Origin of the sequence: Komagataeibacter oboediens (assembly GCF_018491655.1) — a bacterium.
Taxonomy (GTDB): domain Bacteria; phylum Pseudomonadota; class Alphaproteobacteria; order Acetobacterales; family Acetobacteraceae; genus Komagataeibacter; species Komagataeibacter oboediens.
Genome location: NZ_JABLUU010000014.1, coordinates 1 through 26,225, shown reverse-complemented (window position 1 = coordinate 26,225; position 26,225 = coordinate 1). Strand labels below are relative to the sequence as shown.

Genomic DNA, 26,225 nt, shown 5'->3' with positions numbered 1-26,225 from the left:
CACACAGGCATCTTTCATCCACATTACATGGATCTGCCGCATGGCGACACGGGCAGGCTGCCCTGACGCCATGTGACACCCCAACCCGCTTGGCACGTCCTTTTTGTAATGATAAGGAAATGAAATGAACGACAATCAGGTGGTGACATGCAGGAACGGACGTTAGCACGCGGGCTTCTTACGGCTGTTTTTGCCGCCGCCACCGGCATGCTGGCAGCATCGGCGGCGCAGGCCGCCACCCCGTCGGTCACGGCACCTGTTGGCGTGATTTCGGGCATGACGCAGGGGAATGCGGATATTTTCCTTGGCGTTCCGTTCGCCGCCCCGCCCATGGGGCAGGGCAGGTGGCAGCCATCCACGCCCCTTGCGTCCTATCCCGCTCCCGTCCGGGCCACGACCGCACGCATGGGCTGCGCCGCCCCGATCAGCGCCGATGTGGGCGAGACGGTGAATGAGGACTGCCTGTACCTCAACATCTATCGCCCGGCGGGCGTGGATGCGCATGCCAGCCTGCCGGTAACCGTCTTCATTCATGGTGGTGGCAACCAGACCGGCACGCCCGCCAGTTATGACGGGACGGAATTCGCCACGCGCACCCATTCCATCGTGGTCATTCCCACCTACCGGCTGGGGGTTTTCGGTTTCCTGGCCCTTGGGGGGGAACGGGGGCAGCCGCAGGGGGACCTGGCGCTCAGCGATATCATATCGGCGCTGAAGTGGACCCACGACAATATCGCGGCATTTGGTGGCAATGCCACGGGCATGAGCGTGGTGGGCGAGTCAGCCGGGGCTGCGAACATATGTGACGTGCTGACGGCACCTGCGGCCCACGGGCTTGTCACGCAGGCAATCATGCAGAGCGGCTTCTGCCCCGGCCGCCCCACGCGCGCGGTGATGGAGGCGATCGGCACGGCAACGGCACAGGCGGCAGGCTGCACGGGGCCTGACCCGCTGTCCTGCATGAAACGCCTGCCGGTTCCGGCCCTGCTGGCGGCATGGAATACGGTATGGCAGCAGCCAACCGTCCGGCTGAAGGACGGGACATCCGTCTCCCGCCCCCTGTTTCCGGTCACGCCGTCCGGCAGCACACTGCAGCCCAAGCCAGTGGACGCGGCAATCCGGGCGGGCGCCGTGGGTTCGGTTCCCGTCCTGATCGGCTTCAACCGCGACGAATTGCGGACGTTCCTTGCCGGCTATTATCCGCTGTCAACCGACCGGTACCACGCGCTGCTGAAGCAGGATTACAGTGGGTTCGCAGCCGACCTGCAAAAGGAATATCCCCTTACCCCGGGACAGGACCCGGTCTATACCCTTTCCGCCCTGCGCACGGACCAGATGCTGATCTGTCCCGCGCTACGGGCCGCGGCGGTGCTGAATGGCCCGACGCATGTTGCCGTCTATGAATTTGCCGACCGCACCGCGCCGCCCTTCCGCTCGCTGGCCATGAAACTGCCGGATGCGCCGGGATTTGACCGTGGCGCGTCCCATACGGCGGAACTGCTGTACCTGTTCGGTTACAAATCCGTCGCGGGTCCGCTATCCCCAGTGCAGCAGGCGCTGTCCGCACAGATGATGGATATGTGGGCCACATTTGGACGGTCGGGCACGACCGCGCCATGGCCGGCATGGACCCCGCAGGCCCCCGATGTCACGGTGCTGGCGCCGCCGGCCGATGGGGGGATCCGGGTCGAGCACGACGTGGCGACCCGTCACCATTGCGGGTTCTGGGGCCGCCACCCCGCCATTCCCAACAGCCTTTTCCCGTGATCGCGCGTCACCCGCGCCGGACACCCGATGGCGGGCATGTGACGCGGGTCCATCATACCCAGACAGGAAAGTCCCCGCCGTTCATGAATGCTGAACCCTTTATCGTGTCCGATGTCCGCGTGACGGCACGTGCCCGCAGCCGGACATCCGCATTCCTCCGGCAGGCCTGTGGAACCCGGACCCTTCTTGCCGCCCTCGCCATGCTGACATGGGGCGCTGCCGCCCATGCGGCGACGGGGGCGCGCTGCACTGTCCGGGCGGGTGCGGGGGAAACGGTGATCGACGCCATTCTCCTTAACGACACGCCCGACCCAAAGCCGGGGCGGGTCATCATCGACGCCCACGGCATCATCCGGTGTGCCGGTGCCACATGCCAGCCGACCGCGCCACATCCGACCATCATCAGTTGCCCGCAGGACAGCCTTTCACCCGGTTTCATCAACCCGCATGACCATATCGACTTTACAGGTGATGCGCCGCTACCCGATACGGGGGAACGGTTTGAACACCGGCATGAATGGCGCAAGGGCCTGGACGGTCATACCGAACTGAAAGGTGCCGATCCCGACACCAGTCCGGAACTGATCGCATGGGGCGAACTGCGTTTCCTGATCAGTGGCATCACGGCCATGGTCGGGGGCAACATGGCGCCTGGCCTTGTGCGGAACATGGATTTCGCCACGGGCCTGGAAGGGCTGCCACAGCACGCCGTAACCTATCAGGTCTTTCCGCTTGATGACGGACCGGGGATCATGCGCACGCATGACTGCAATTACGGGAACCACCCATCCACCCCCGCCGATGTCGCGGCCACGCCCGCCTTCCTTGCCCATGTGGCGGAAGGCACGAACGGGGCGGCCCGTAATGAATTCCGCTGCCTCAGTTCCAATACCTATGATCGCACGCCACAGCAGGGCGGTGGCGGCATCAGTCAGGACATGATGCAGCCGGGCATGACCATCCTGCATGGGGTGGGGCTGGGCGCGAATGATTTTGACCTGCTGCACAACCGGGGGATCAGCCTTGTCTGGTCACCACGCAGCAATCTTGCGCTGTACGGGCGGACCGTGGACATTCCCGCCGCCCGCGCCCGTGGCGTAACCATTGCCCTTGGCACGGACTGGCTACCCTCGGGGTCCATGAACATGAGCCGGGAATTCGCCTGCGCCGTGCATTACAGCCACGACCACCTTGCCAGCGCTCTGTCATCACGCGACCTGTGGCGCATGGCGACGCAGGGCGGGGCCGCAGCCGTACATGGCGACAGCGTAATGGGCGCGATCGCGCCGGGCCACGTGGCAGATCTTGTCCTGTTCCGTCCGCAGGGCCAGACACCGTACGACGCGGCGGTCCAGTCCACACCCGGTACCATCGACATGGTCATGCGGGGCGGGCATGTCCTTTATGGCGATCGCAAGATCATCCGCCGCCTGCATCAGCCCGGCTGTGAAAAGGTGGGTATTGACGGGCAGGCCAAGGCGCTGTGTATCCGCACGGACCAACGTTTTTCCTTCGCGACCCTGAAACGTGACATGACGCGGCGACATATCTATCCGCTGGTCACCACCGGCACGCCCCCAAATGAGCCCCCCTGTGAAACACTGGAAGAAACCCGCGCACGCCTGCCCAATGCGCGCCTGACACGCCCGGAATAAAAAGTTCCGGGTAATGTGCCTTCTTTAAAAAAGGTGACATCTCATGAAAAGATGGCACCCGGACACTTATAACTCCGTCATATATTGTAAGACATCGCCAGCCACGCCGTCTTACCGGTTAACAAAATAGAAGTCTTTGGATGTCGCCTTTTTTCAAAAAGGCGACATCCAAAGCTTTTTGAAAAAAGCTTCACCAAAAACGTTCAATCTGTTTACAGAATGTTTTGTAAGCCGGGTTTTTCAGACAAAACAGTCTTTCATGCTTTCAGGGGGCGCAGTACAGGCGACGTGGCGGCCGGATCGGTAATGCCGGACGCCCCCGTCGGGACCAGTCCGGCCAGTTGTGTCAGCGTATGGCGTTCGTGGCGGACAGACACGCCGAAATCATACCAGCCACTGCTGGCCGCAAGCCCCATTTCATGCCGGATCGTTGCACCGGCGGGTACGGTCAGGTGAATGGCATGCTGATGGTAGGCATTATCATGGATCCGCACATGCCGCGCATGGTCGCTGTGATTGGTCAGTTCCAGCACAAGTGACTGGCTATCCCCCACATGACGGGCCGCAACCCTGATGGAGGATGGACCGGCACGGTGAAAACGGCGCAGGAACCCGTTGGGGCCGGTCACGCTCCAGACATCCACGCCATGCGTCGACAGCGCCAGCGTGTCGGTCAGGCTGTCGCCCGCACCCACCGTATGGCGGCGCGGCACATCGTCAGTATGTTCATGATAGACATAGAAACACGCACCCAGCGCACCGTGGCTGGAAAATTCCAGCGCCAGTGCGCCTGCGTCCGTGCCCATGGTTTCGTTTACCGCCAGATCGTAAGACGTGGGGCGCAGCGGACGGGTGCCACTTTCCTGTATACCCATATCCCCGGCCGCGCTGCGGGCCGGAGGGGCCGGATCGACACGGTGGCGGGCCTGTTCCACCTTCTCACGGTAGTCGCGCGTGTCAGGCAGTCCGCCCAGGCGCGTCTGTCCCGGGGCCGAGAAATCAAATGCCGTGGTCAGGTCGCCACAGACGGAGCGCCGCCACGGCGTGATGTTTGGCTCATCCACCCCGAAACGGGCGGCGATAAAACGGATGACCGATGTGTGGTCGAATACATCCGAACAGACAAATCCGCCCGTGCTCCATGGTGAAATCGCCAGCATCGGCACACGCGGCCCAAGACCGTAGGGCAGGTTATCAACCGTATAGGCCTGAGGTGAGAAATCCATGAGCCGGTTGTGGATTTCACCCCGGGTGCTGACCGTGCTGCGTCCCGGCAGTACCGGGGTAGGCGGCTGCGGCGGGGGCATGTGATCGAAATAACCATCATTTTCGTCATACATCAGCAACAGGACGGTCTTTGACCATACGTCCGGGTCCGCCGTCAGGGCATCAAGAATGCGGGCGATGTAGGCCGCGCCATAATCCGGCGTCCAGCGCGGATGTTCGGAATAGGCCGCAGGCGGCAGCAGCCACGATACCTGTGGCAGCCGGTGCGCCAGCACATCCGCGCGCAGGTCATCCAGCGTACGGCGCGTCATCGCACGTGCATGCAGGGACGACCCTTCGGGCGCATGAACGAAATTGCGGAAATTCATCAGGATATTGGTCCCGAAATTCCCGTTTTCCAGATCACGCCCTTCCAGCCCCTGCTGGTAAACCTGCCATGACACGCCGGCCTTTTCCAGCCGTTCGGGGTAGGTTGTCCATGTAAAAGGCGGCGGCACGTGACCATATGCCGCCCGGTCCACCCAGTCGATGTTGTCAAGGATCGGGCCACCGCCCGTCCCCTCGGCATCGACCATGCCGGTCATCAGGTAAAAACGGTTGGGATGGGTCTGGGTGGGGGTGGAGCAGAAATAATGATCACATACCGTAAAGGCATCGGCCAGCGCATAATGGAATGGAATGTCATCCCGCGTGTAATAGCCCATGGTCATGTCGGTCTTGTTCGGCGGCCAGCGGTCATTGCGCCCCGCGTTGATGGCCGCATGGGTCGGCTTCCAGCTATGGTCCAGGTCCACCACGCACTGCGCACTGGTCGAACGCGTATCCAGATGGAACGGCAGGATATCCCCATGCCCCGCCTTCAGCCGGGGCTGGAACCAGACGGGCCTGCCATCGGGCCGCAGCACGGGATGCCGGTCATTGATGCCACGCACGCCATTCAGGTGGCCATAGTAATGGTCAAACGACCGGTTTTCCTGCATGAAGACGACAACATGCTCGACATCTTCGATTGTCCCGGTCCGGCGGCTGGCGGGAATGGCCAGCGCACGGTTGATGGAAGACATCAGCATGGCGGACATCGCGGAACCGGCGCCTCCCTTAAGGAAAGACCGGCGGGAGATGCGTGGCATGAACTTTCTTCCTTCTGCTATGGCTGTATCCGTACCGCATCCCGGCGCGGCGGCGCCGCATGAACAGGACATGCCCTTCCGCCCCGCCGCGCTGACGTGAAACCACCACCCGTCATCCGCCGGGGCAGGGCACCGCAGCACCCTGTCGCGCGGAACGTTTCAGTCTGAAAATCCCGCTCCATCGCCTTGCCTGACAGCCAGGCTACGGTACATGTCATGCCCCCACCAGCAGGCCGATATTACCCGGCCTGCGCCGTGACCGGCCACGTGGGAACATGGAAACGGGCGGGGCAGTTGTCCTGCACATCCGGTGATGGCAGGAAGCCCGAAGCGGCGGGAAAGCGTCCGAGCCCCCTGGGGTCAAGCGTGAACCACAACTGCGCCAGGATCGGCTGGCCCTGTGCGTCCGTGTTGCAGCGGAACTGCAGTCCTCGCTCGGGCAGGGTGCCGTATGTCCTTTCGAACAATCCGATCACGTCGGCCTTGCTGATATCGCGACCGGCATCATGGTCCAGCTCACGCCCCACGGGACCTGCGGCAAAACGGTCGCGCAACGTGCTGGCCACGGTAAAGAACCGTTCGGCATTCATGCCGAAGCATTGCACATGCTTGGTGTATTCATGGGTGACAAGGCTGGAACGGGTATGGGCCACCGTACCCGACAGCCGCTTCGACAGCGCGGGGGACAACTGCGGTGGCGTATCGTCATGCTGGTAAATGTCACATCCCTTGATCCACCACTGGGTCACGGGCAGGCCCTCACGCATCAGGTCGGACGGGCGCGAGGCCCATAGCCCATGCAGCCCGATCAGCGGCGCATGCGGCTGGTCGGGCTGGCAGCTTGGCCCGTGCTGATCCGTGCAGAAGCCGGGCTGCCATGTCAGCGCCAGCGTATAATGCCCGAAATCACCATGCCGGGTCACGGGTATCGACAGCGCGTCCGTATGGGTGGACGGCGGCGTATGCGCGCATCCGGCCATAAGGCACAGGGCCGGGACAAGCGCGGCCAACGTCGGATGCAGGCCACGAAGGGCGGTCAGGGCACGGTACGGCATGAGGGGTTATTTCCCGGTGGAATGCAGGTCGAGGGCAGTCGTCAGGTCACCCAGCGGATGACCGGTCGCCGCCTGTATGGCACGGTCACGTACCGTCAGCCCGTCCAGCGGGCGCAGGTGAAAGCGTTCGGTCAGGAATTTCAGGATCGAAGTCGTGTCCTGCACCGTATGGTCTACGTATCCACGCCGCGCATAGGGGGAGACGATGATGGCGGGAATACGTGATCCCGGCCCCCACCTGTCGCCCTTTGGCGGGGCGACGTGGTCCCACAGGCCGCCGTTTTCGTCATAGGTCACGATTACCAGCATGTGCGGCCACTGGGGACTTTTCTCCAGATGGTCGATCAGGTCGGCGATATGCTGGTCCCCGGACTGGATATCGGCATAACCGGAATGTTCGTTCAGGTTGCCCTGCGGCTTGTAGAACGCGACCTGCGGCAGGGTGCCGTGGTCAATCGCGTCGATGAACCGCGCGCCTGCCAGCCCGCCATCACGCAGGTGCGCCTGCCGTGCCGCAGTGTCGGGGGCATAGTTCAGGTAATAGTTGTAGGGCTGGTGATGGTACTGGAAATCGGGGGCGGGGTAATGGTTGCCGTGGTCCAGCACGTCCTGCCAGGCACCTGAATACCACGCCCATGTAATGCTGCGCTCGCTCAGCCGGTCGCCAATCGTGGGTTCGGTCTGGGGGGGAAGGGTTGTTGGGCTGCCGGGGTCGGCAAAGCGTGCATCCTGCCCTGCCGCCGCCGGGTTGCCGCTGGGCTGATAGGCAGGCTGCATGGTGTTGACGGCGTGGAAGTCCGGCGTCAGGTTGCCATCACGGACGAACTTGGGCACCCCGTCCAGCGCCGAATGCGGGGAATTGGACGCGACCACCAGCGCCTTGCCCGACGGATCGACCACCGAGATGACCGGATGCGCCGGGCTGGTGTCAGCCTGCGGATAGAAGGGCGCGCACGCACAGGCCAGCCACTGGTGGTTGAGGAACGACCCACCGAACGCCCCCATGAAGAAATGGTCCGCCATCGTATACTTCCGCGCGACGTCCCACATCCGCATCCTGCTCCCGTCCCAGTAGCTCATGGGCATGGCGCCGGAATCCGCCCATGCCACGAACATGTCGTTCCGGCCGCCGTTGATCTGCATCTGGTTTTCATAAAAACGATGCCAAAGGTCGTGGGTCAGCGTGCTGAGCGGTACGTTGAACCCCTTCGGGTCATCCACGCGGAACGGCTGGTTGGGCAGGTGGGCACTCATGGCCTGCGTTACGGCGTTACGCACGCCCCGACCGGTCAGGCCGCCCCAGACGGGGGGAAGTTCGCGCATGATCGAGCCGTCGCGGTCACGCTGGGCAAAATCGGAAAGGGGCCTGCCCGCGAACGTATCCGCACCGGGAAAACCGTTATACAGGTTATCGAACGAGCGGTTTTCGGCAAAGATGACCACCACGGTCTCGATCTGGTCCAGCGGCCCTGCTGCTGCAGCCTGCACCGGCCCCGCCGGAAGGGCGGTCAGGACCGTGCTGGCAAGTATGCCAAGACCGAGCAGTCGCCCACTGCCACGTGCCATGAAACGGAAATGTTCGGTAAGAATGCGTCCCGGCATGAATCCCCGATCTGCTCGACTTGGGTTATTGTACGGTCTGGATCATAACGGGAAAATAACAGACAGTGCAATCAGCCGATGGGCCATAATTCCACCCGGCGGCCATCCGCCCCGACGCGCCGCGCATTCCGTTTGCCACCCGGCCGTGCCGTGCTAACGGTCATGACGCTTTTTTGAAACAGACCTTCCCCGACAGGTACGCCGCCCGTTCATGCAGACCCCATCCGATCCCAATTCATCACGTGCGCTGCACCACCAGATCGCCCAGGATCTGACCAGCCGGATCGGCCGGGAAGAAGGCTATTGCGACCGGCTGCCTTCTGAAGCGACGCTGTGCCGGATCTACGGCGTCAGCCGCGTGACCATCCGCCATGCACTCCAGCATCTGGAAAATGCCGGGCTGGTCTGCCGCAGGCAGGGCAGGGGCACGTTTGTCGTCCCGGCGGCAGAACGCACGACAGCCCCGCAGCCTGACCCGGTCATGGGACTGAGCGACATCCTGCAGGCGCGCGGCATGAAGGTGGAAACGGAACTGCTGGCGTTCGGACTGGAACCCGCACCGCCGGAGGTCATGGCGGCGCTGGAACCCGACGGGCGGCAGGCCCTGCTGCTGCGCAGACGGTACCTGATCGACCACGTGCCGGTCGCGCTGACGGAAGTGTACTATCCGCCCGCCTTCCGGGCGTTCATTTCCGAACATGATGCCCGTGTCCATTCATCGCCCCGGCTCATGGTGGATCATATCGGCCTGCGGCTTGGCCGTACCCACCTGACGGTGGACGTAACGGAGGCCCGGCATGCCCTGGCGGCCGAACTGGACCTGCCATGCGGCAGCCCGGTCATGGTCATGCGCCGCATAACCTGTGATGACGCGGGCACGGCGTGCGAGCACAGCACCCTGCTTGCCCGGCCCGGCATTGCGCGGCTGTCCATCACGGCCCATGGCGGCAACCTGCCCGATACCGACTTCGTACCCCGTGACCCGTGGCCGCCTGCCGGGTAGCCCTTACGGAAAAAGGCTGCATTCGGTTGTTGATTGTCCACCGAAACGAATATAAGACAAGTTAATACAAGTCGCATGCCACCATGGCACGCGCCACGGTTGCCGGAGTGTCAATGAAGACAAATCTGCTGGAACGCCTGTTTCACCTGCGGGCAGCCGGAACCACCGCCGGGCGGGAAGTCCTGGCCGGGCTGGGCACGTTCGCGGCCATGGTCTACTGCGTTGCAGTCAATCCTGCCATCATGAGCAACGCGGGCATGGACCGCGCCAGCGAACTGACGGCCACCTGTCTGATCGCCATCATTGCGTCCGCCACGATGGGGCTTCTGGCCAACCTGCCGCTGGGTCTTGCGCCCGCCATCGGATCAAACGTGGTGTTCGCCGTTGTCATGGTCCAGCAGATGGGCGTGCCGTGGCCCGCGGCGCTGGCCATCGTGTGCCTGACGGGCATCGTGTTCATGATCCTGACGGTGACAAGGGTGCGTGAACGCATGGCCGACGGCATGCCCGACTGCCTGCGGGTGGGAATTCAGATCGCGGTCGGGCTGACCATCATGTTCATCGGCCTGCGCAATGCAGGTTTCGTGGTGGCCAACCATACGACACTGGTCACCATGGGCGCGCTGTCCAGTCCCGCCGTCATGCTGACATTTGCCGGGCTGGTCATTACCCCGGCGCTTGTGGCGGCCGGCGTGCCGGGGGCGCTGATCATCTCGATTGCGGGGCTGACCGTCATCGGGCTGTTCGTGCCGGACGGGCATGGCGGGACGATCACCCACTGGCCCACGCGCATGTTCGCCATGCCCGTCTGGCCATCGGCCACGGCATTCCACATGGACCCGGGCTACATCTTCCACAATTTCTTCTACGTCCTGCCTGTCATCATCTTTTTCCTGTGCACGGAACTGTTTGGCACGCTGGCCAACCTGCTGGGCATTGCCAGTGCGGGGGGCATGCTGCGCAAGGACGGATCGATCCCCAATGCCACGCGGGCCTTTGCGGCTGATGCAGCCGGGACGATCCTGGGGCCGGTGCTGGGCACGGCGGTTGTGGCGGTCTATCTGGAATCCGTGATCGGGGTGCAGATGGGCGGGCGCACCGGGCTGGTGGCCGTGGTGATCGCGCTGGGATTTGTCGCGGCCCTGTTCCTGTGGCCGCTGTTCATGATCATCCCGCCACAGGCGACCACGCCTGCGCTGGTCATGGTCGGGATCCTGATGTTCGGCGCCATATCGCGGCTGGACCTGAAGGACATGACACAGTCCGTACCCGCCATCATGACCTTCATGTTTGCGGTGCTGACAGGCAACCTGCTCAACGGCATGGCCTTTGGTACGTTTTCCTACATCGTCATGAATGTCGCGGCCGGGCGGTGGCGTAACGTCACGCCCACCGCGTGGGGCCTCGGGCTGATCATGGCGCTCTTTTTCATCGTCAGCATGAGCATGCGCCATTAACGCACGGCCATGTGGCGACCCATCCTTCCATCATGAAAGAACAGGACATATGAGCTCACCATATCCCGACCTGAATGATCCAGCGCTGCGTGACCGGGCCGTCCGGGCGGCACAGGGGCAGGAGGCATTCGATACCCTGCTGGTCAACGGCCGCGTAGCCGACGTGGCGACGGGTGAGGTCCGCGATGCGGATGTTGGGCTGGTCGGCCCGCTGATCGCCAGCGTCCACCCGCGCGGCACCTTTCGCGAAGCGGGCGAGGTCATCGACCTTGGCGGGCGCATTGTCGCACCCGGGCTGATTGACTCGCACCTGCATATCGAAAGTTCCATGGTCACGCCACGCACCTATGCCGGCGTTGTCGTGCCGCAGGGGACGACCACCATCTGCTGGGACCCGCATGAAGTGGGCAACGTGGGCGGGCTGGAGGCGGTGCGCTGGGCCATTGCCGCATCGCGCGGGCTGCCGCTGCGCATTATCGTGCTGGCGCCATCCTGCGTGCCGTCCGCACCGGGGCTGGAGCGTTCGGGGGCTACGTTCGACGGCACGGCCATGCAGGAAATGCTGTCCTGGCCGGAAGTGGGCGGTGTGGCCGAGATCATGGACATGCGCGGCGTGCTGGCGCGCACCCCCCTCATGCGCAGCATCACGCAGGCGGGGCTGGACAGTGGCAAGCTGGTCTGTGGCCATGCGCGCGATCTGGCAGGCAAGGGGCTGCAGGGCTTCCTTGCGGCGGGGATTGAATCCGACCACGAGATCACCAGCGAGGCCGACCTGCTGGAAAAGATCCGCGCGGGCATGACGATCGAACTGCGTGTCTCGCACGAGGACATCCTGCCGCAGGCGGTGGCCCTGTTCCACAAGCTGGGATACGTCCCGCAGACCGTCACCCTGTGCACGGACGACATCTTCCCCGATGATCTGGTCAGCCGTGGCGGCATGGCGTACATGCTGCGCCGGCTGGTACAGCTCGGGCTGGACCCGGTCCAGGCACTGCGGGCGGCGACGCTAAATACCGCCATGCGCCTGCAGCGCCGTGACCTTGGCCTTGTCGCACCGGGGCGGCGGGCCGATCTGGTTGTGTTTGACGACCTGACGGAATTCCGGGCGCATCACGTCTTTGCATCCGGCCGCCACGTGGCGGAAAACGGGGAACTGTGCGAAGCATTGCGGCCCGATCCCGTTGCCGCGCCGACCGAGACCATGAAGCTTGCGCTGACGACGGAGCAGTCCTTTTACATCCGTGCCAGCGGAACCCATGCCCGCGTGCGCACCGTGGCAATACCCCGTACCACCCGGTGGGGTGAACGTGATGTTGCGGTGAAGGACGGCCATGTCGTCATTCCTGAGGATGCGGCGCTGATGGCCGTGTTCAACCGCTATGGCGCATCCGACGTGCCGGGCCTTGGCATTCTGGAAGGCTGGGGGGAATGGTCGGGCGCGGTCGCGACCACCGTGCTGCATGACAGCCATAACCTGGCCGTGATCGGCCGGGGGGAAGCGGACATGATGCTGGCCGCCAATACCCTGATCAAATCGGGCGGCGGCATGGTGGCCGTGCGGGACGGCAAGGTGCTGGCGCATCTTGAACTGCCGGTCTGCGGCCTGCTGTCGGCTGCCGCGCCAGAGGAGGTCGCCCGCCAGTTCAACGCCGTGCGCGACGCCTGTGCATCCGTCACGACATGGAACGGCCATACCGCCGTCATCAAGCTCATGATCGGTGCAAGCCTTGCCTGCAATCCCGGCCCGCATGTGACGGATATGGGCATTACATCGGGCATGACCGGAGAAGTCGTGACGGACTGCGTGCTGGCCTGATGCGTGCATCCGCCGCCGGGTGGACAACCGCCCGGCGGCGGATTGCATGTCCTGATTACAGACGTAGCGCCTGATAGGCGGCCAGGGTGGTCAGGTCGGGATAGGTAAAGTCCACTCCCGCCTGCCTGCTGGCGGCATGTACCGTGTTGGCCAGCAGGATGCCCGTCGTCATCGGGCCGACACCATCGGGGACAGCCGTAATGGCAGCGGCCTGCTGCGCCACGGCAGCCGCATTGATGTCACCCACCACACCCGGCCTGCCGGTCGGGTCGGCATTGATGCCAATGTCAACCAGCACCGCACCGGGTGACACCCATGCCCCATCCACCAGCCCGGCATGGCCGGCAGCCGCGAAAATGACCTGTGCCCGACGGGCATGGTCCGCGATGTCACGGGTCCGGATATGCACGATTTCCACCGTCGCCCCCCGGTCGAGCAGCTGCAACGCCAGCGGGCGGCCAACACTGGCCGATGCCCCGATCACGGCGCAGTTCACGCCGGCAAGATCACCCAGCATCCCTTGCGCCAGCATCACGGCCGCCGTGGCCGTGCATGGCAGATAAAGCGGTGTTCCCGCCATGACCCGGCCCAGATTGAGCGGCTGCTGGCAGTCCACGTCCTTGTCCGGGTCCATCTGCGCCATGACCTGCGGCACACTTGTGCCAGCAGGCAGGGGCAGCAGCACGATCATGCCATTGACCCCTGGCGTGGCCGACACGGCCGCGACCTGCGCACATAGCGCCGTGCCATCCATCCGCGTATCCAGCGGCACCTCGTGGCAGGTGATGCCGGCCTGCGCGGCAGTGGCGCGGATGCGCGCGGCATAGGCCGCACTCCCCGCGTTTTCAGCCGCGCGGACAATAGCCAGCACGGGCGGTGCACCCGTCACCTGCGCCGCGCGCCCGGCGGCGGGACGCAACGCGCCCAAAAACGCATCCAGTAATGGGCGGCTGTCGATAATACGCATCATGATGATGTCTCCCTACAGGGCAGTGGCAATGTAGCGCGCGCATTTCTGCAGGTTTGGCACGATGACGCCCAGCAGGTGGTCCATGTCATACTGCCCGTCGGGATAGACAATGCCCAGCGCCCCGACCGCGTCATCCGTCTTCAGCCCGAAGGCGGGCACGGCAATGGCGCAGAAACCCCGGTCATCCGCGTTGGTCATATGGGCAAATCCCCGGGCGCGGATGGTGGCAAGAACAGGTGCCAGCGCCTGCCTGTCAGGCATGGACAGGCCGCAGGATGGGGAAGGGACGTCGTCCGCCGCACGGAAGGCCAGCGTGGCCTGCCCCATGGCCGTTGTCGCAAGCGGCAGGCTGCTGCCGATGGTATAGCCTGCTGTCTCGATCTCGGCGGAGGTCGGGGCATGGACGACATAAATCAGTTCAGGGCCCGACAGCAGCGCCAGCGAAATCGGTTCCCCCAGCATGACGGATTCCTCACGCAGGACAGGGCCGATCAGTTGCCCCACCGAACGGCTCTGCAGGAAACCCAGGCCCAGCTTGAGGGTCTGCGGTGTCGGCATGTAGAGGGCGTTGTCCACCGTGACATATCCCAGCGTTTCCAGCGTGCGGACCAGCCGCCGCGTCGTGGCGCGGGTATAATTCAGCTTTCGGGCCAGATCGGCCATCGTCATGCCTTTTCCGCCCGCATCGAATGCGCGGAGAACGGCCAGCCCCTTGGCGAAGGTCAGGGAGGTTTCGGGATCGGCTTCGGTCATTTCAATCCGTCAGGACAGGTGGGAAGGGAAACCGCAACCAGCAGGCATGCGGGCGGCAATGATGCAGCTTCGAAATAATGTCTTGCGCGAGAAAATCATATCTGACTAACATAAATCAATAACGAACTTATGTTCGATTTTCGAACACATTCTTCCACCATGTCGGTCAGGCTGCGCCATGAAAGTACACGTCATCTATGCCCATCCCCTTACGGACAGCTTCAACGCCGCCCTGCATGAACTGGCGGTACGCTCGCTCAAGCAGGCCGGGCATGAAGTGGATGACCTTGATCTTTATCGGGAAAACTTCAATCCGGTCCTGAGCGCGGAAGACCGGGAGATCTATCATGATCCCGCCATCAACCAGAAGCACGTGGCCAATTACGTGCGCCGCCTGCAGACGGCCGAAGCACTTGTGCTGTGCCACCCGGTCTGGAATTTTGGCTGGCCCGCCATCCTCAAGGGATATTTCGACCGCGTCTTCCTGCCTGATGTGTCGTTCAAACTGATCGACGGCGTACTGTCGCCCGGTTTTTCCAACATCCGGCGCATCTCGACCATCACCACCTATGGCTCCCCACGGCACCGGGCGTTCATCCTGGGTGATCCGCCGCGCAAGAACGGCACCCGTTTCCTGCGCGCGGTCATGAACCGCCGGGTCAAGGTGGATTATCTGGCGCTTTACAACATGAACAACACCACGCTGGCAGCGCGCGACCGTTTCATGGGGCGCGTCAGGGACACCATGCTCAGCTACTGATCGCACTGAAACGGCGGAACGATGATGGCCAACCTTTTCAACCTCGACCTCATCACGGCACGGCTTATGGACAGCGCCCGGCAGCGCGCGGGGGAACTCGCGCGCCGGGGTGTGACACCCGCGCTCGCGCTGCTCAGTGTCGGGGCCGATGAACCGAGCCGCCTGTATATTTCCCGCAAGGTGGAAAACTGCCGTGACGCGGGCATTCATGTCGATGCGCACGACCTGCCGCCCACCATCGGGCAGGCCGCGTTACTGGAGCATATCGCCCGGCTGAATGCCGACCCGCTGTATCACGGCGTCATGGTCCAGTTGCCGTTGCCGCCCCACCTGGATGAGCGCGCCATATGCCGCGCCATTGCAGTCCACAAGGACGTGGATGGACTGCATCCGTACAATATCATCGCGCTGCATGATGCAACGCCCGGCATCATTGCATGCACCGTGCGCGGGATCGCCCACATTCTGGCCCGGGTCCACCCGGACCTTGCGGGCCTGCAGGTCACGATCATCGGGCGTGGGGAACTTGTCGGGCTGCCTGCGGCCCTCCTGCTGGGGGGCAGAAGCGTGCATGGCAATGCCGATGTCACGGTCGTGCACAGCCGGTCGCGCAATATTGCGGACAGCACGCGGCAGGCGGATATCGTCATTGCCGCCGCTGGCGTTCCCGGCATGCTGACACCCGGCATGCTGCGCCCCGGTGCAACCGTGATCGGCGTTGGCATGACCTGGCATGACGGACGGATGACGGGCGACCTGTCTGCGGACATGACCATGCATGATGGCTGGATCACACCGCCCGCTGAAAGTTTTGGCGGCATGACCCGCATGATGCTCCTGCACAATATCCTGGATGTGGCGGCCACGAATGTCTGATCCCAAATTCCGCGCGGCGGTTGACCGCACGACCCGGCGTCTGGTGCATGAAAGCTCCATCGAAATGACGCCCGCCTATGTCAGCACGACACGGCGGCGGCCCGATGCGCTGCCGCCCGGCACCACCGTTTTCATAACCTGGCTGACGGGCATGCCATTCGGGCCGACGCTGGCGGCCTGCCATACAATACGGCAATGGGGCTGCGTGCCCGTGCCGCACCTGCCCGTACGTGCCATAACCGATTTGCCCATGCTGCAGATGATCGCGCAGGCCGTGACACAGGAACTGCAGACGGACCGGGTACTGCTCATCGCGGGCGGCGGGGCGACACCGGCAGGCTGTTTTGCCGATACGGTTGCAGTCCTGCGCACGCGCGTTCTGCAGGACTGCGGCATACGCCGGATATACGTGGCCGGCCACCCCGAAGGATCGCCCGTCATGACACCGGAAGAGGCGCTGTCCTTCCTGCGCATGAAGCAGGACATCGGCCAGAAGGACGGTCTTGATATCCGTATCGTAAGCCAGCTCTGCTTTGATCCCAGCCCGCTGCTGCAATGGGAACGGGGGCTGCGCGATAACGGGATCATCCTGCCGGTGCATGTGGGATTGCCCGGCCTGATTTCCCCGCGCATGCTGGTCCGTTATGGCCTGAAATGCGGGGTCGGGCAGTCACTGCAGTTCCTGAAGGGCCAGCGCCACCGGCTGCATCGCTGGTTCTGGCCCGGCGCACCCGAACAGGTGATCCAGCCCGTCGCCCGGGCGGTCGCCGGTGACGGGAATTCCCTGTTCCAGGGCTTCCATTTCTTTCCATTCGGGGCCGTGGCGCGTACGCTGGGCTGGCGGGAGGCCAGCGGCAGGCCATAGGACACGTGCCGCCAGTGGCATATGGCGGCATAATTCATCTTCAATACGTTACGTTATCGTCATAGTCTTCTCCATTCATTCGTTCATCCGGGATATGCCCATGTCCGATACGCGTCCCTTCTTCCTGTCACTTCTGGCGACCTGCGCCATCATGGCGGCCACACCGGCCCCTGCCGCGACGCCGCCAAACGCGGCCAGTCCGTATGGTGATGGCGGCGTCAGCGCCTTCTACGACACCGACGGGGTAACGCTGCCCGCACCCGGCACCATGATCCGGACGGAAGACATGGATACCGCCCACCTGCCGGACGGGGCCACACGCGGCATCCGCACGCTGTACAGCGCGACAAGCGGGGTGGGGGCGGCCACGACTACTGCCGTCTCGGGCCAGATCCTGCTGCCACGCGGCAAACCACCCAGGCATGGCTGGCCTGTTATTGCATGGGAACATGGCACAACCGGGGTGGCAGATGTATGCGCGCCATCATGGCGGGGCTATTCATCGCGCGACCGGGCCTATCTGGCGCGCTGGCTTGCCGCCGGTTTCGCCATTGTCGCAACGGACTATCAGGGACTGGGCACGAAGGGGCCACACCCCTACCTGCTGTACCGTCCCGAAGGCTACAGCGTGCTGGATGGCCTGCATGCGGCGCTGAAGCAGTTCCCCACGCTGCTGCGCAACAGGATCGTGCTGGTGGGACAGTCACAGGGATCGGGCGCCGCACTGGGCACGGCATGGCTTGCGCCCACCTATGCCCCGGACCTGAACATTCTGGGCGTGGTGGCGACGGGTGTCGTGGCCGGGTTCAGGGTTCCCGCCAATGCGCCGCATTCCCCCATTCCCGCCGTGTATACCGACCCGACACAGATGGATTCAGCGTTTGCCATGCTGCGTGTGGAAGGCACGGACCAGAGCCTGAACCCGACACGGGACGCCAGCACGGTGCTGACGCCGAAAGGGAAAGATTACGCCCGGCAGGCCCAGACGTCGTGCCTGCATAACCTGTTCGACTATGCGGCGAAGAAGCACATTTCGTCACCCGCGCTGTTCAACGCGAAACTGGCGGATTATGAAAAAAGCCATGAGGACGCGTTCGAGATTCCCGATGGCCATATCCACATGCCTGTCTTTGTCGGCACCGGCCTGGCGGATGGCGAAGCCGGAACCGCGGGACAGTACAATGCGGTGGCCGCGATGTGCGACGCGGGCACGACGGTCAGCTGGCATGAATATCCGGGGCTGACCCATAACGGCGCGGTCAATGTCTCGGCGCAGGATTCCCTGCCATTCGTAAAACGGCTGATGAAGGGGAAGCATATCGCCAGCACCTGCGCCACGCTGGCGCCGCCGGGCCCCATCCAGCAGGCAACACCGGGCATTCCCTGGAACAACTGAAAAGGCGAACGGTCATGAACCGGGACAAGACGTTCAATATCGGCCTGATCCTGATCATCTACCTCTATGCCGCCGCGTCCATGGCGGTGGTGGGCCTGGTCGTACCGTTCATCCATACCATAGCGGACATCCAGCATGTCTCGCCCGGCGTGGTGGGCAAGGGCCTGTCCTTCTTTGCACTTCCCGCCGCGATCCTGTCCTTCATATTCGGCATGACCGTGGACAGGATCGGCGTGCGCAGGAGCTTCGCGCTGTCCGTCTTCCTGACGGTGGCGGGCGATGTCCTGCTGATGAGCGCGCATGATATCTGGCCCTTCCGCATCGGGCTGATGCTGGCGGGGTGCGGGTTTGCCTATGCCACCACCACATCGCCCGCGCTGCTCATGAACTACCTGCCGCAGGACATGCGGTCACGCGCGCTGGCCTTCTGGTCGACTTTCGCGCCGGCGGGCTATTCCGCCGGGCTGCTGCTGGCGGTGCCCTTCCTGCACAATGGCAACTGGGCCATGGCCTGCCTGTTCCATATCGGGCTGATGGTCATCGCCCTTGTGGGGGGGTGGATGTTCCTCATGCGCCTGCGTGAAGACGGGCCAGCCCGCGAAGCCGCGGCCACGGAAAACACACCACAGGTGCGCCCGGCCTTTGCACGGGTGCTGACGCTGTCACTCAGCGTGGCGCTGCCCAACGGCATTGCCTACGGGACCAGCCTTGTCGCCCCGACCTATCTTGCGCATGCCCATTCCGTAAGCCTTGGCACCACCTCGACCGAAGTGGCGCTGATCAAGATTGTCGTCATGCTGCTTGGTGGTGGCCTGATCAGCCTGCTGGCCAGCACGCAGCAGCGTGCGCTCATGCTGTTCGTCATCATGGCGGCTGTGGGGACGGGGGCGCAGTTCATGCTGTTCTTCCCGCCTTCGGGCATCATCCTTGCCTCTGTCGGGCTGTTCGTATGGATGTTCGCCTATAGCAGCCTCAGTGGCAGCGCCATGTCCCTGTTACCCGCCGTGGCCGGCAGCGGCAACGCGCGCGGGGTGGTATCGGGCATTGTGGGGCAGTTCATATCGGTATCGTCCGTGCTGGTGCCCTCGCTCTATTTTTCCACGACGACATGGACCGATTACTTCCTGTTTGCCGTCATCGCCCTGGTGGCGGCCACGGCACTGCTGTTCCTGACCTATCGCGCCATCCGCCAGCCGCGCCTGGCCGTCGCCTGACGGAACCGGCTGGCGGCCCGGCGGGCTATGGCCCGCGGGTCACAGCCACCCGTTGGCGCGGGCAATGCGGCCAGCCTCGATCCGGTTGGCCGCCCCCAGCTTGCTGGCCGATTCAGACAGGTAGTTGCGCACCGTGCCCGGCGACAGGTTCAGCGCAAGCCCGATGGCCTTGTTCGACAGGCCTTCCTCGGCCAGGCGCAGGATCTCGCGCTCGCGTTCGTTCAACGGGTCGGGCTGGGCGTCCCATGCGGTCTCGATCAGTTCGGGGGCCAGCACATTGCGTCCGGCGGCAACCTGTCGCACGGCGTCCGACAGCACTTCGATCGGGCTGTCCTTCAGCAGGTACCCACGCACCGATGCCTCCATGGCGCGACGCAGGTAACCCGGCCGGCCAAAGGTCGTGACGATCAGGACCTGCGTCGGCAGGTTGTGCGCATGGATATGCCGCGCAACCTCGATCCCGGTGCAGCCGGGCATTTCAATATCCGATACGATCACGTTCGGACGCAGTGTCTCCACCAGTTTTATGGCGTCATGCCCATTGGTGGCCTGCCCGATGACCTGCATGTCCTCTTCCAGTCCCAGCAGGGCTGCAACCGCACCCAGCACCATGGTCTGGTCTTCCGCAATCACGATGGAAATCATGCCTGTTCTTCCCGCATGCGGGCCAGCAGGCACGTGCCCTGCCGGCTGCTTTCTATAACAAGTTCCCCCCCGGCCGCCTGCAGCCGCGCCTGCATGCCCGACAGGCCACGCCCGAAACGGTGGGGGGAGGTTCCCGTTCCGTTATCCAGTACCGACAGGGTAATGACATGCCGGCCCGACAGCAGGCGGATCGTGCTGGCCGTGGCACCGGAATGGCGGATGATGTTGGTCACGGCCTCCCGCAGCGCCATGGCGAGGACGGCATCACAGGGCGCGGGGACGCTTTCGAACGAACCGGACACCGTGCATTTTATGCCCGCCGCCTGCAGGGCCGCGCGGGCATGCCCCAGTTCATGGATCAGGGTTGCGTTCGTCATGCCCGTCAGCGCCGCACGCAGTTCCGTCAGTCCCTGCCGGGCAATGGCGGCGATATTGCGCACTTCTTCCGTCGCACGGGCGTCATCATGCGGCGCAAGCCGCGCGGCCAGATCTGCCTTCAGCGCGACAAGGGTAAGGGTCCGGCCCAGCAGATCATGAATGTCACGGGCAATGCGCTCACGCTCGGCCGTGCGGCTGAGCAGGCGCACCTCGTCCTGCGCGGCCAGAAGCGAGCGGTTCTTGTCCTGCAGCATGGCCGTGCAGATGCACCACGTCCCCACGCACAGCCCCATGATGGTGGTGGGCAGCCAGTTGGGCCAGAATTCGTGTGTAACCCAGACAAACCCGATGATCAGCAGCAGGAAGGAGATGATCGTGACCGCCGCCAGCATGACCGGCCGGGCCAGACCCGCCAGTGCGCAGGCATAGACAATGAAGATTTCCCATCGCCCGTGGAACGGGCTGATCACGAACGCAGCAAGCAGCACCGCGCAGCCATACAGGCAGGGCGTGAAGGAGCGGGTCGTCATGGCTTCCCACACCCCACGCAGGAACAGCGCCGAGATCGTCAGGATGCCGATCCCGCCTATGACAAGATCCTGCCGGGTATGGGGCACCCACACCCATGGCAGCGTATAGACCGGCAGGAACAATAGCGAGAGGCATATCGCCAGATGCCACGCCAGACGCGGCAGCCGGTTCTTCCTGCCCGGTGACGGCAGGCCGACGGGGGCAGGGGCATCATCCATCATGTCCATGATCCCTCGTGCCGTGACATGGGGGGCGGGCGCATCCGGCCGGGGTGAAACCGGGCGTGGGCTGTCTTCATGCTACCTTACCCCTTGCGACGGAACCGGCGGGCGCACTGGTCCATGACCAGATAGACCACAGGCGTGGAATAAAGCGTCATGACCTGACACACAACCAGACCACCCAGAATGGCAATGCCAAGCGGGCGCCGCATTTCCACCCCGTAACTGTTGCCCAGAACCAGCGGCACTGCCCCCATGGCAGCCGCCAGCGTGGTCATCAGGATCGGGCGGAAACGCTTGACGCAGGCCATCTCGATGGCGGTGGCCACCGGCAGGCCGCCCTCACGCTGTGCCCTGAGCGCGAAATCAACCACCAGAATCGAATTCTTCGCCGCCATGCCCACCAGCATGATGACGCCGATCATGCCGACCAGCGAAAACGCCTGCCCACACAGCCACAGGCTGCCCGTCGCCCCCAGCATGGCCGACGGCAGGGTGGAAATGATGGTCAGCGGCTGGCTGTAGCTTTCATACAGTATACCCAGCGTAATGTACATCACCACGATGGCCGACAGGAACGCCAGCACCTGGTTGACGATGGCGGCATGGAAGTCGGCAGATTCGCCCACAAACGCCCCGTGCACGCCCGACGGGATGTGAAGGCGCAGCATGCTGCGCTGTATGGCTTCCTCCGCCTGGCTGAGCGATCGGCCAGGCGCCAGGTCAAAGGAAATCGTGCCGGCAATCGCACCGCCCTGGTGGCTGATGCTCAGCGGCGTGCCCTGCCTGCGCAGATAGGTCACGTTGCTCAAGGGAATCATGGTTTCGGTGGAGGACGACACCGCCGAGCCACTGGACGCACCCGCACCACCTGCCAGCCGGTTGGCAATGGAGTTGCGGAAGGACTGCTGGCTTATGGCCGCAAGCCCGGTCAGCGACGCGGCGTCGGTACGGGTCACGCGGATGGTGTTGGACACCGTGCCGCCACCTGCCGATCCGCCCGCGGTCGATATCCACATGTCATGTACGATATCGGGATTTTCACGGTACCGGGCCGCCGTTTCCATGACGACATGATAGGCCGTGAACGGCGTGGAAATGTTGGAGGCCGTCCGCTCCCCATACGCATCGTACAGGGAATTGGAGATCAGCTGCGGCGTGATCAGGTACCGCGCCGCGGTATCGCGCGCGATATCTACCATAAGGGAATCCGCGTTGTCCTCCACCCGCGTGGTGACGCCCATGAGGTCCGGCTCCTGCCGCAGGGCATCCGCCAGACGGGGCACCCAGGTATAGACATCATCCGCATTGTCGGAGTGCAGCACGTAGCTGTAATTCCCGTCATGCTGTCGGCCGCCGCCACCATTCATATCGCCCGCATTGGACAGGTTGACCTGTATGCCCCCAATCGTGCGCAGGGACGCGCGCAGGCGCTGGCTGATTTCGTCGGGCGTGGAATGGCGCTGGTCACGGTCCACCAGCTGGATGAAGAACTGCGACTGATTGGTCGCTTCTTCCCCCGTCAGGGCAATGACATCACGGATATCCGGGTCGGCGCGCAGCCGCCGCACGACTTCGCGCGTGCGTGCGGACATGGCCTGAAAGGAGATGTTCTGGTCCGCCCGCGCATATCCCTGCATGATGGAAATATCCTGCGCCGGGATCATGGTTTTCGGGATATGGGCCATGATGATGACGCTGCCCACCAGCGTCAGCGGCAATGACAGAATCACCAGCCACCTGTGGCGCAGCGCATAATCCAGGCTGCCGCCATACCATGCCGTGCAGCGCACGAACCCCCGGTCCAGCGCCTGACCCAGCCGGTCGCGCCAGCGATCCCCGCGCGCGGGGGCATGGCGGTGCAGCAGGTGCGCGCCCATCATCGGCGTCAGGCTGAGCGACAGCAGCAGCGACACGCTGACAGCCAGCACCAGCGTCATGGCGAATTCGAACAGGATCTTTCCCGGCGTGCCCCCCATGAACAGCATGGGCAGGAACACCGCAACCAGCGAGACGGTAATCGCCACGATGGTAAAGGCGATTTCCTCCGCCCCGGCAAGGGTCGCCTGCATGCGGCTGGCGCCGGCTTCCATGTGGCGGACAATGTTTTCCACCACCACAATGGCATCATCGACGATGAAGCCGGTGACGATCGTCAATGCCATGAGGGACAGCGTATCGAGCGAAAAGCCCATCAGGTACATGCCCGCCACCGCGCCCGCCAGCGAGATCGGAACGGTAATGACCGGTATGACCGTCGACCGCCACGACTGCAGGAATGCAAGGACCACGACGGTGACAAGCACGATGGCGAAAAACAGGGTGAACTGCGTATCCAGCAGGGCAGCACGGATGGTCAGCGACCGGTCACAGGTAAAGGTCAGCCTGACATCCGCCGGCAGGGCCTGCTGCAGCAGGTGCGTGCGTGCCTTGATCTGGTCGGTAATGGCGATCACATTCGCACCGGGCTGCGGGCGGATGATGGCCACCACGGCGGGGTCATCATTGGCCCATCCGGCCCGACGTTCGTTTTCGGGTCCATCCTCCACATGGGCGACATCCGCCAGCCGGACGGGGCGCCCGCTGCGGTAGGCGATGACCAGGTCGCGGTACTGCGCCGCATTCCGCGCCTGATCGTTGGTGGCCAGCGTGAAACGCCGGTCACCCGTCTCGATCACGCCCTTGGGGGTATTGGCGTTGGCCGATGCCAGGGCCGCGCGCACATCTTCATACCCGATCCCGAATTTGTACAGCATCCATGGCTGCACATCCACGCGCACCGCAGGCTTGGCGGTTCCCGCCACCTGCACCCAGCCCACGCCATGAATCTGGGACAGCATGGGCAGAAGCCGGGTTTCCGCCATGTCGCGCAACTGGTACAGCGGACGGGTGGGGGAAGTGAGCGAGGCGATCATGACCGGCATGGAGGCCGGGTTGGCCTTGTAATACTGCGGGGTAATGCGCAGGGTCGGCGGCATGTCGGCGCGTGCGGCCTGAATTGCGGCCTCCACGTCCCGCGCGGCACCATCGATATTGCGCGTGTCATCGAAAAACATGAGCAGGAAGGCAAAGCCGTCGTTTGAATCCGACTGGATCGTGCGCAGTCCGGCAATGGTGCCCAGACGGCGTTCCAGCGGGGTGGTGACGGAACTGGCCATCTGCTGCGGGGAACTGCCCGGCTGGCTTGCGATGACATAGATGACCGGCACCGAGAAATTCGGCATGTCCGCCACCGGCATGGCCCGATACCCCACCACCCCCGCGAACAGCAGGGCCATGGCCATAAGCACGGTGCCGACGGGCCTCAGTATGAAAGGCCGACAGATATTCATGCCCGGTCGTCCCTACCGGTTCGTATCGCGCTGGATGAAGGCTGGAAGGAAGGGATTGTCCTTCTGCAGCGCCGCCTTCGTGGGCAGGCGTGACGTATCCCATCCCCCGCCCAGCGCCTCGACCAGGTTCACGCTGGCCACCATGCGCTGCTGGCGTATGCCCAGCACCGTTTCCGCATCCCCCAGCGCCGTCGTCTCGCTGGTAATGACGGTGGTATAGATCGTAATGCCAGCCTGATACTGGTTGAGGGAAACCTCCACCGTCCGGTTGGCCAGATCCAGCGCCGCGGCCTGACGCACGTCTTCATCGGCCAGTATCCGCAGGTTGGACAGCTGGTCTTCCGTGCTCTGCAGTGCCGAAAGCACGGTCTGGCGGTAGGTGGCCACCGCGCTGTCATACTGGGCATCGGCCTCATGCACTGCAGCGGTGCGTGATCCGCCCGAAAACAGGGTTTCCGATGCGGCGGCCCCAAGGGACCAGACGCGGTTGGCCATGCTCATAAGCGAGGTGACCGGATCGCCGCCGCTCTGTTCATAGCTGGCGTTGATGGTGATGTCGGGATAGAACGCGGCCATGTCCGCGCCGATCATGGCGTTGTATTCCTCCATTTTCCGCTCGGCCGACGCAATGTCGGGACGGCGCTGCAGCAGATCGGCCGGAACGCTGACGGGAATGGGGGGCACCTCACGCGTCAGCGGCGCAGGCGTGATGGTGACATCGGCGGGCGGCCTGCCAATCAGCACGGCAATCGCATGTTCATACTGCGCGCGGTTGATCCCCGCCTGTATCAGCGATGCACGGTTCTGTTCCAGTGTCGTGCGCGCCTGCAGCACGGCGGTCGGGTCATTTATGCCCGCGTTGAACCCGTTTTCGGTAATGGCCAGCGCCTGTTCATTGAAATGCACGTAGCGCCTCAGCAGGTCCTGCAGGGAATCCTGATACCGCAGGTTGAAATAGGCGATGGCAAGCTGTGCCTGATACGACAGCGTGGCATTGGCCAGGTCGGCGGCACTGGCCTGCGCCGCGGTCACCTGTTCCTGCACCTGCCGCCGGATCTTGCCCCATATGTCCAGATCCCAGCTGGCGCTGGGGCCGATGTCATAGGTGTTATAGGCGGTTCCGGCCTTGGCATAGTTACTGCCTGAGGAGGACAGCGAACCCGCGCCATGCCCGTCACGGTTGAAGCCCAGACTGCCGCTTATGGTCGGGAAAAGCTGTGCGCGCACGCTGTCGATCAGGGCGCGGGCGTTGCGGTAGCTGGCCTCGTACGCCTTGACGTTCTGGTTGGACAGGGCGACCTGCGCCTCCAGCCCATCCAGCACCGGATCGTTATAGATGCGCCACCACTCCATCTTGGGCCGGGCCGCCAGCTGGGGGGATGCCTGCTTCCAGCCCTGCGCGGGCCGCAGTTCCTTGAACTGCGCGGAAATGATGGCGTCTGGCCGGTGATAGCGCGGTCCCACCATGCAGCCCGCCAGCATGAGCGGCAGCACGATACCGTAAAACCTGGAAATCATGCCGGGTCTTTCACGTTGGAGGAAGAGGATGGCCCGCCCTGTCCCAGCCGCCGC

General features: G+C 63.8%; 19 protein-coding genes. 10 read left to right on the top strand and 9 right to left on the bottom strand.

Going from position 1 to position 26,225, the window contains the following annotated elements:
* Positions 1-147 precede the first annotated feature (147 nt).
* Positions 148-1,767, top strand: coding sequence for a carboxylesterase/lipase family protein (locus tag HNO79_RS11630; RefSeq protein WP_214165490.1), 1,620 nt, complete (start codon positions 148-150; stop codon positions 1,765-1,767).
* Positions 1,768-1,850: 83 nt separating this feature from the next.
* The gene (locus tag HNO79_RS11625; RefSeq protein WP_048855468.1) at positions 1,851-3,422 is read left to right on the top strand and encodes an amidohydrolase family protein; all 1,572 of its coding nucleotides are present in this window, start codon (positions 1,851-1,853) and stop codon (positions 3,420-3,422) included.
* A 257-nt stretch (positions 3,423-3,679) separates the two neighbouring features.
* Here the strand turns inward: HNO79_RS11625 and HNO79_RS11620 are convergent, their stop codons facing one another.
* From HNO79_RS11620 to HNO79_RS11610, 3 genes are all read right to left on the bottom strand, one after another.
* Positions 3,680-5,779, bottom strand: a complete 2,100-nt coding sequence (locus HNO79_RS11620) for a phosphocholine-specific phospholipase C (RefSeq protein ID WP_214165489.1) — start codon at positions 5,777-5,779, stop codon at positions 3,680-3,682.
* 239 nt (positions 5,780-6,018) lie between these two features.
* A complete protein-coding gene (locus tag HNO79_RS11615) occupies positions 6,019-6,834 on the bottom strand; it encodes a ribonuclease T2 family protein (protein WP_214165488.1) in 816 nt (271 codons plus the stop codon).
* Positions 6,835-6,840: 6 nt separating this feature from the next.
* Positions 6,841-8,436 (bottom strand): acid phosphatase, encoded by a 1,596-nt coding sequence (locus HNO79_RS11610; protein WP_214165487.1) that lies wholly within the window; start codon positions 8,434-8,436, stop codon positions 6,841-6,843.
* A gap of 211 nt (positions 8,437-8,647) precedes the next feature.
* Between HNO79_RS11610 and HNO79_RS11605 the strand changes: the two genes are divergently transcribed.
* From HNO79_RS11605 to HNO79_RS11595, 3 genes are all read left to right on the top strand, one after another.
* Positions 8,648-9,439: a GntR family transcriptional regulator gene (locus HNO79_RS11605; RefSeq protein ID WP_214165486.1), complete on the top strand. Its 792-nt coding sequence runs from the start codon at positions 8,648-8,650 to the stop codon at positions 9,437-9,439.
* A gap of 113 nt (positions 9,440-9,552) precedes the next feature.
* Entirely contained in the window at positions 9,553-10,896 is a 1,344-nt protein-coding gene (locus HNO79_RS11600; RefSeq protein ID WP_010514491.1) for an NCS2 family permease, read from the top strand.
* 49 nt (positions 10,897-10,945) lie between these two features.
* Positions 10,946-12,712, top strand: coding sequence for an adenine deaminase (locus HNO79_RS11595; RefSeq protein WP_048855473.1), 1,767 nt, complete (start codon positions 10,946-10,948; stop codon positions 12,710-12,712).
* 55 nt (positions 12,713-12,767) lie between these two features.
* Here the strand turns inward: HNO79_RS11595 and HNO79_RS11590 are convergent, their stop codons facing one another.
* Positions 12,768-13,682 carry a bifunctional 5,10-methylenetetrahydrofolate dehydrogenase/5,10-methenyltetrahydrofolate cyclohydrolase gene (locus tag HNO79_RS11590; RefSeq protein WP_214165485.1) on the bottom strand — a complete coding sequence of 305 codons (915 nt, stop codon included), beginning with the start codon at positions 13,680-13,682 and terminating at the stop codon, positions 12,768-12,770.
* Positions 13,683-13,694: 12 nt separating this feature from the next.
* Entirely contained in the window at positions 13,695-14,435 is a 741-nt protein-coding gene (locus tag HNO79_RS11585; protein WP_048855475.1) for an IclR family transcriptional regulator, read from the bottom strand.
* 178 nt (positions 14,436-14,613) lie between these two features.
* Between HNO79_RS11585 and HNO79_RS11580 the strand changes: the two genes are divergently transcribed.
* From HNO79_RS11580 to HNO79_RS11560, 5 genes are all read left to right on the top strand, one after another.
* Entirely contained in the window at positions 14,614-15,195 is a 582-nt protein-coding gene (locus HNO79_RS11580; protein ID WP_214165484.1) for an NAD(P)H-dependent oxidoreductase, read from the top strand.
* A 21-nt stretch (positions 15,196-15,216) separates the two neighbouring features.
* Positions 15,217-16,071 carry a bifunctional 5,10-methylenetetrahydrofolate dehydrogenase/5,10-methenyltetrahydrofolate cyclohydrolase gene (locus HNO79_RS11575; protein ID WP_214165483.1) on the top strand — a complete coding sequence of 285 codons (855 nt, stop codon included), beginning with the start codon at positions 15,217-15,219 and terminating at the stop codon, positions 16,069-16,071.
* The gene (locus HNO79_RS11570; RefSeq protein WP_214165482.1) at positions 16,064-16,936 is read left to right on the top strand and encodes a methylenetetrahydrofolate reductase; all 873 of its coding nucleotides are present in this window, start codon (positions 16,064-16,066) and stop codon (positions 16,934-16,936) included. The genes HNO79_RS11575 and HNO79_RS11570 overlap by 8 nt, the downstream gene beginning before the upstream one ends.
* 100 nt (positions 16,937-17,036) lie before the next feature.
* Entirely contained in the window at positions 17,037-18,332 is a 1,296-nt protein-coding gene (locus HNO79_RS11565) for a lipase family protein (protein WP_214165481.1), read from the top strand.
* Positions 18,333-18,346: 14 nt separating this feature from the next.
* The gene (locus HNO79_RS11560; protein WP_214165480.1) at positions 18,347-19,546 is read left to right on the top strand and encodes an MFS transporter; all 1,200 of its coding nucleotides are present in this window, start codon (positions 18,347-18,349) and stop codon (positions 19,544-19,546) included.
* A gap of 39 nt (positions 19,547-19,585) precedes the next feature.
* Here HNO79_RS11560 and HNO79_RS11555 read toward each other — a convergent pair whose 3' ends face one another.
* The 4 genes from HNO79_RS11555 to HNO79_RS11540 all read right to left on the bottom strand — a co-directional run bounded on the left by HNO79_RS11555 (position 19,586) and on the right by HNO79_RS11540 (position 26,171).
* Positions 19,586-20,191: a response regulator transcription factor gene (locus HNO79_RS11555; protein ID WP_010514500.1), complete on the bottom strand. Its 606-nt coding sequence runs from the start codon at positions 20,189-20,191 to the stop codon at positions 19,586-19,588.
* A complete protein-coding gene (locus HNO79_RS11550) occupies positions 20,188-21,321 on the bottom strand; it encodes a sensor histidine kinase (RefSeq protein ID WP_214165479.1) in 1,134 nt (377 codons plus the stop codon). The genes HNO79_RS11555 and HNO79_RS11550 overlap by 4 nt, the downstream gene beginning before the upstream one ends.
* Positions 21,322-21,404: 83 nt before the next feature.
* On the bottom strand, positions 21,405-24,653 hold the full coding sequence (locus HNO79_RS11545; protein ID WP_214165478.1) for an efflux RND transporter permease subunit: 3,249 nt from the start codon (positions 24,651-24,653) through the stop codon (positions 21,405-21,407).
* 12 nt (positions 24,654-24,665) lie between these two features.
* Entirely contained in the window at positions 24,666-26,171 is a 1,506-nt protein-coding gene (locus HNO79_RS11540) for an efflux transporter outer membrane subunit (RefSeq protein WP_214165477.1), read from the bottom strand.
* Positions 26,172-26,225 lie beyond the last annotated feature (54 nt).